We start from the raw sequence: 4002 nt of genomic DNA, 5'->3' as shown, positions 1-4002 counted from the left end.
ACTCTCCCATTCCTGGGGTAACGGCGGCTACGAGGGGGCGGACGGTAACGATGCAGCCGTCACCGCCCGCCTCACCGGCCTGTTCCCCTACGGCCGCTATGCCCTCACCCCACGGCTGGGCATCTGGGCCGTGGCCGGGTACGGCTGGGGTACGCTCTCCGTCACACCGGACGACGGCAGCAGGAGGGAATACCAGCCCGCGGCCACCATGACCATGGGCGCAGTGGGCATGGACGGCCTGCTCATCGACGGCGGCGACGCGGGGCTGAGCCTCACCACCACCACCGACCTGCTCACCGTCACGACCACCTCCGAGGAAGTGGACGATCTCCCCTCCAGAGAGGGCAGCGTCTCCCGCCTGCGCCTCGGCCTAGAAGCCACACGCCCTGTTCCCCTGGCCAACGGCGCCGCCCTCCTCCCCTCCATGGAGGCGGGTATCCGTCACGATGGGGGTGATGCGGAAAGCGGCTTCGGCCTGGAGGTGGGCGCCGCTCTGGCATGGAACGATCCCCAGCGGGGCATCACCGCCGAGGTGAAGGGCCGCTCCCTGGTGACTCATATGGAAGAGGAGTTCCGCCAGCAGGGTCTCGCCTTCTCCTTCTCCTGGAATCCCGATCCATCCAATCGCGGACCATCCCTCGCCCTGGGTCACACCGTGGGCGACGCCGCAGCCGATATGGATGCCCTCCTTGATCCCACTGTCCTGGAGGGAGTTGGCGCATCCGCCGGTGACGGGCAGCAGTTCGAGGCGGAGTTCGCCTACGGCTTCCCCGCTGCCAACGACCGCCTCACCATGACGCCAGGGGTGGCAGTGGCACTCTCCCCCACCACCAGCACCACCTCCCTCCGCTGGTCCCTGGCGCCCTACTCCCAGCACAGCCAGATAGAACCCTGGCAACTCTCCCTCCAAGGAGAACGGGAAGAAAACACCACCGCAGATACCCCCGTGGAGCATTCCCTCAAACTTGACTTCTCCCTCCTCTTCTGAGGGGTCAAGGGTTGCGCTACAAATCTCCAATCCTTCGGCTTCCCAGGAGGTGCGGGTTGCAGCCATTGATATTGGCGCCAATTCCCTCCACATGGTTCTGGCGGCAGTGGATCAGCAGTTGCGCAGCTTCTCCTTAAGTATGTACGCCCCCTTTACAAAGACGCTGGATCTTGGCCAGGATGGATTCGGCAGTAGCTACCCACATAAAAGGGCTGGCCTGAGCGTTGTCGTGCTCCACAAAGTCATTGACTTTGCCGGTGAGTTCTCCCACGTTATGGAAAGAACCGCGTCGAATGGCTTTCTGGGTAATGATGACAAATCAGCCTTCCACTTGATTGATCCATGAGGCGTAGGTGGGGGTGAAATGCACATGGAACCTGGGCCGCTGCATCAGCTACTCCTTCACCTTGGCGTGTTTATGGGTACAGTAGTTATCAATAATCAGATGAATATCCAAGTTATTGGGTACATTCCTTCCAACGTGTTGGAGGAAGGAGACAAACTCCCGGTGGCGGCGCCGATGCTTGCACTGGGCCAGCACCTTGCCGGTCGCTACATCCAGGGCAGCAAACAAGGTTGTGGCGCCGTTACGAACATAATCATGGGTCACACCTTCCACATACCCAGTCCCAAGGGTGGCATGGGTTGGGTCCTCTCCAGTGCCTGGATTAATGTCATGCACCTTATCCACAAAGAAGGAGTCATTGGAAATCTTGAAATGCCGGTGGCGATGGGCCCCAGGTAACAACTGAAACCACCGATGCACGGTGGACTTGGAGATACCTGTGTGATCAGCCAGGGTGGTGAAAGCGCTGGCGCCATTTGCTCACCGTCATCTTGCTCACCCCCAGTCGCTTGGCAATCTCCACCTGGGGCTCTCCCTTACCACAGGCCAGAATGAGTTGGGCGCACCGCACCAAGGCGGGCGGCAGTTTGAGGGAGCGGGTCATGCTCTGCAATTCCTCTCTTCCTCACTGAGCTTCATGGATTCCCGCTTTTGCGGGAATGACGAAGGTGGGGAAACCATGGTTTTTCCTGGTTCCCTTATCCAGAACTGGGGTTAGATTTCTTCCGGCGCCACAGTCACCACTGGATAGCTGCCGAAATTCAGCAATTGTTCACAGATGGGATACAGGTTTTGCAAAGCCCTCTGGAAAGGCTCGGCTTGGTAGTGCCCCTCAACGTCAATGAAAAACACGTATTTCCCCAAGTCGGTCTTGGCAGGGCGGGATTCAATGCGAGACATGTTCAGGGACTGCTCATGGAACACCTGTAACGCCTCCACCAACGCCCCGGGGCGGTCCCGTTGCCGCAGAGCAAGGCAAAGGCTGGTAATCACGCCGTGATCCGGGGGGGCGGAGGGGGTGCTGGAGCACAGTGTTGCCGCCACCGGCCGCACCAACAGAAAGCGGGTGCAGTTGTTGGGTTCGTCGTTGATGGGATAGGCCAGAACGTTAAGGCCCTGCTCCCTGGCGGCATCCAGCGAGGCAATGGCCCCACGGAAGCGACTCCCCTTCACCATCCGCGCAGCTTCCGCGGTGGACGGGGCGGGCAACTGCAGAGCCTGGGCCAGGCGCCTGCTCAGCCAGGCGCCGCACTGACCCAGGGCCTGGGGGTGGGAGATGACCTCGCTGATGTCTTCCATGCGGCCATTCCCCAGCAGGGCATGGCGGATGGGCAGCACCAGGCCCCGCACAATTTCCAGACCCTGGGGGCCATAGGGATTGGGGAGTCCGGAGGACAACAGGGAGCGCTCAAACTCCAGAGGGTGTCCAGCGTGGCGGTCACGCCGCCTTGCACGGAATTCTCCACGGGCACCACAGCGGCCGCCACAGTGCCGTCTCCCCCATGGTCCGCTCCGAGTTGGCGCAACACATGCTGGATGGACAGGCCGGGACGGGGAGTGTAGCGCTGCATGCCTTGGGCCTGGGCCAGTTGGCGGCAGGCCGTCTCGGCATAGGTGCCGGCGGGACCCAGGAAAGCGATGGAGGGGACGGACAAGAGTGGGTGGGGTGGAATCTCAATTCGTTAGGATCCCATCAACAGTGGCGCCATGGCCATGAAATTGGCCTTCTCGGCCCGACAAAAGCTGGGTCTGGCCGTACCAGGGTCTTCGGAGATCCTGGGCGCCTACCTGAAACAAGAGGAGCGGGTGGTCAGGATCCTGCTGGGATCCGACGCGCTTCAGGTTCTACGGCCGGCCCACTATCGCTATACGCTCCCCCGGTTCAAGGTGTTTCAGTTGCAGGTGCAACCCGTCGTTGACCTGCGCACTACGGTCCTGCCACACCGGTTGGTCATTCGCTCCTATCAGTGCCGCCTCGATAGCACGGTGCTGGCTGCCAACGACTTTCAACTCCAGTTGGATTCCTGGTTGGAGGCCCGGGGCGACCAGTTGGAAGGAGACGCATCCCTGGCTGTGCAGGCAAGCCGTCCGGCGCTGCTGCGGCTGATTCCCCAAACCGTTCTGGAGGGCGCCGGCAACCGTGTGTTGACCAGTGTCTTGAGCAGAATCAAGGCCAGAATCAGCCGGGAGTTTGTGCAGGACTTCCAGGCCTGGCGCCGGGGCCATGGGGTGGCGCCGCCGCTGTCTCCACCGTTCCCGGAATCTTCCCCAGAAAGTTGAGGCGGTGCAGGGGCGTGGGACCCAGGCGCTCCAGCGCCGCTCGATGCTGCGGCGTTCCATAACCCTTATGGCTGGCCAGACCATAGCCGGGGAAACGCTGATCCAGTCGGAGGAGTAAGCCGTCCCTGGCCTCCTTGGCCACGATGCTGGCACAGGCAATGGTCAGGCAACGTTGGTCCCCGCGCACCACTGTCTGCTGAGGGTTGGGCCAGGGCCGCAACCTCAGGTTGCCGTCCACCAACACCAGCTTCGGCGCCTTGGCCAGCCGCTGCAGGGCCCGCACCATGGCCAACTCCGTCGCAGCCCGTATCCCCCGCTGATGAATTTCCCGGACCGAGGCCTGCCCCAGGCCCAGATCCACGGCCAGGCGACGAATGACAGGCAGGAG

Annotated in this window: 4 protein-coding genes and 2 pseudogenes; 2 read left to right on the top strand and 4 right to left on the bottom strand. The window is 62.1% G+C overall.

Translation table 11 applies throughout. The features are described from left to right. Window positions 1-988: hypothetical protein (locus BG35_RS13115; RefSeq protein ID WP_025782323.1), on the top strand; the 988-nt coding region annotated here is incomplete at its 5' end. 133 nt (window positions 989-1121) lie between these two features. Here BG35_RS13115 and BG35_RS12460 read toward each other — a convergent pair. The 3 genes and pseudogenes from BG35_RS12460 to BG35_RS13965 all read right to left on the bottom strand — a co-directional run. Further along, window positions 1122-1938: pseudogene (locus BG35_RS12460) on the bottom strand (IS630 family transposase). Between the two features lie 110 nt (window positions 1939-2048). Further along, complete coding sequence (locus BG35_RS10870; protein WP_308417027.1) at window positions 2049-2732, bottom strand: prephenate dehydratase; 684 nt, start codon at window positions 2730-2732, stop codon at window positions 2049-2051. 74 nt (window positions 2733-2806) lie between these two features. After that, window positions 2807-2989 (bottom strand): annotated as a pseudogene (locus BG35_RS13965) (hypothetical protein); the annotation flags it as partial. A gap of 52 nt (window positions 2990-3041) precedes the next feature. On the opposite strand from BG35_RS13965, the gene BG35_RS0107340 reads away from it, so the two are divergent. After that, complete coding sequence (locus BG35_RS0107340; protein ID WP_051506206.1) at window positions 3042-3614, top strand: DUF1997 domain-containing protein; 573 nt, start codon at window positions 3042-3044, stop codon at window positions 3612-3614. Here the strand turns inward: BG35_RS0107340 and BG35_RS12145 are convergent. Continuing rightward, on the bottom strand, window positions 3514-4002 hold a 489-nt coding region (locus tag BG35_RS12145), incomplete at its 5' end, for a ribonuclease H family protein (protein ID WP_025782319.1). The genes BG35_RS0107340 and BG35_RS12145 overlap by 101 nt on opposite strands.

The sequence above is a fragment of the Candidatus Synechococcus spongiarum SH4 genome (genome assembly GCF_000586015.1).
In the GTDB taxonomy this organism is placed as follows: Bacteria; Cyanobacteriota; Cyanobacteriia; order PCC-6307; family Cyanobiaceae; genus Synechococcus_B; species Synechococcus_B spongiarum_F.
The sequence above is the reverse complement of the archived record's forward strand: the minus strand, read 5'-3'. Positions and strand labels throughout refer to the sequence as shown.

Bases quoted from the DNA above. Each gene is read 5' to 3' on its own strand.
- BG35_RS0107340 (WP_051506206.1), top strand. From the start codon at position 3,042: ATGGCCATGAAATTGGCCTTCTCGGCCCGACAAAAGCTGGGTCTGGCC.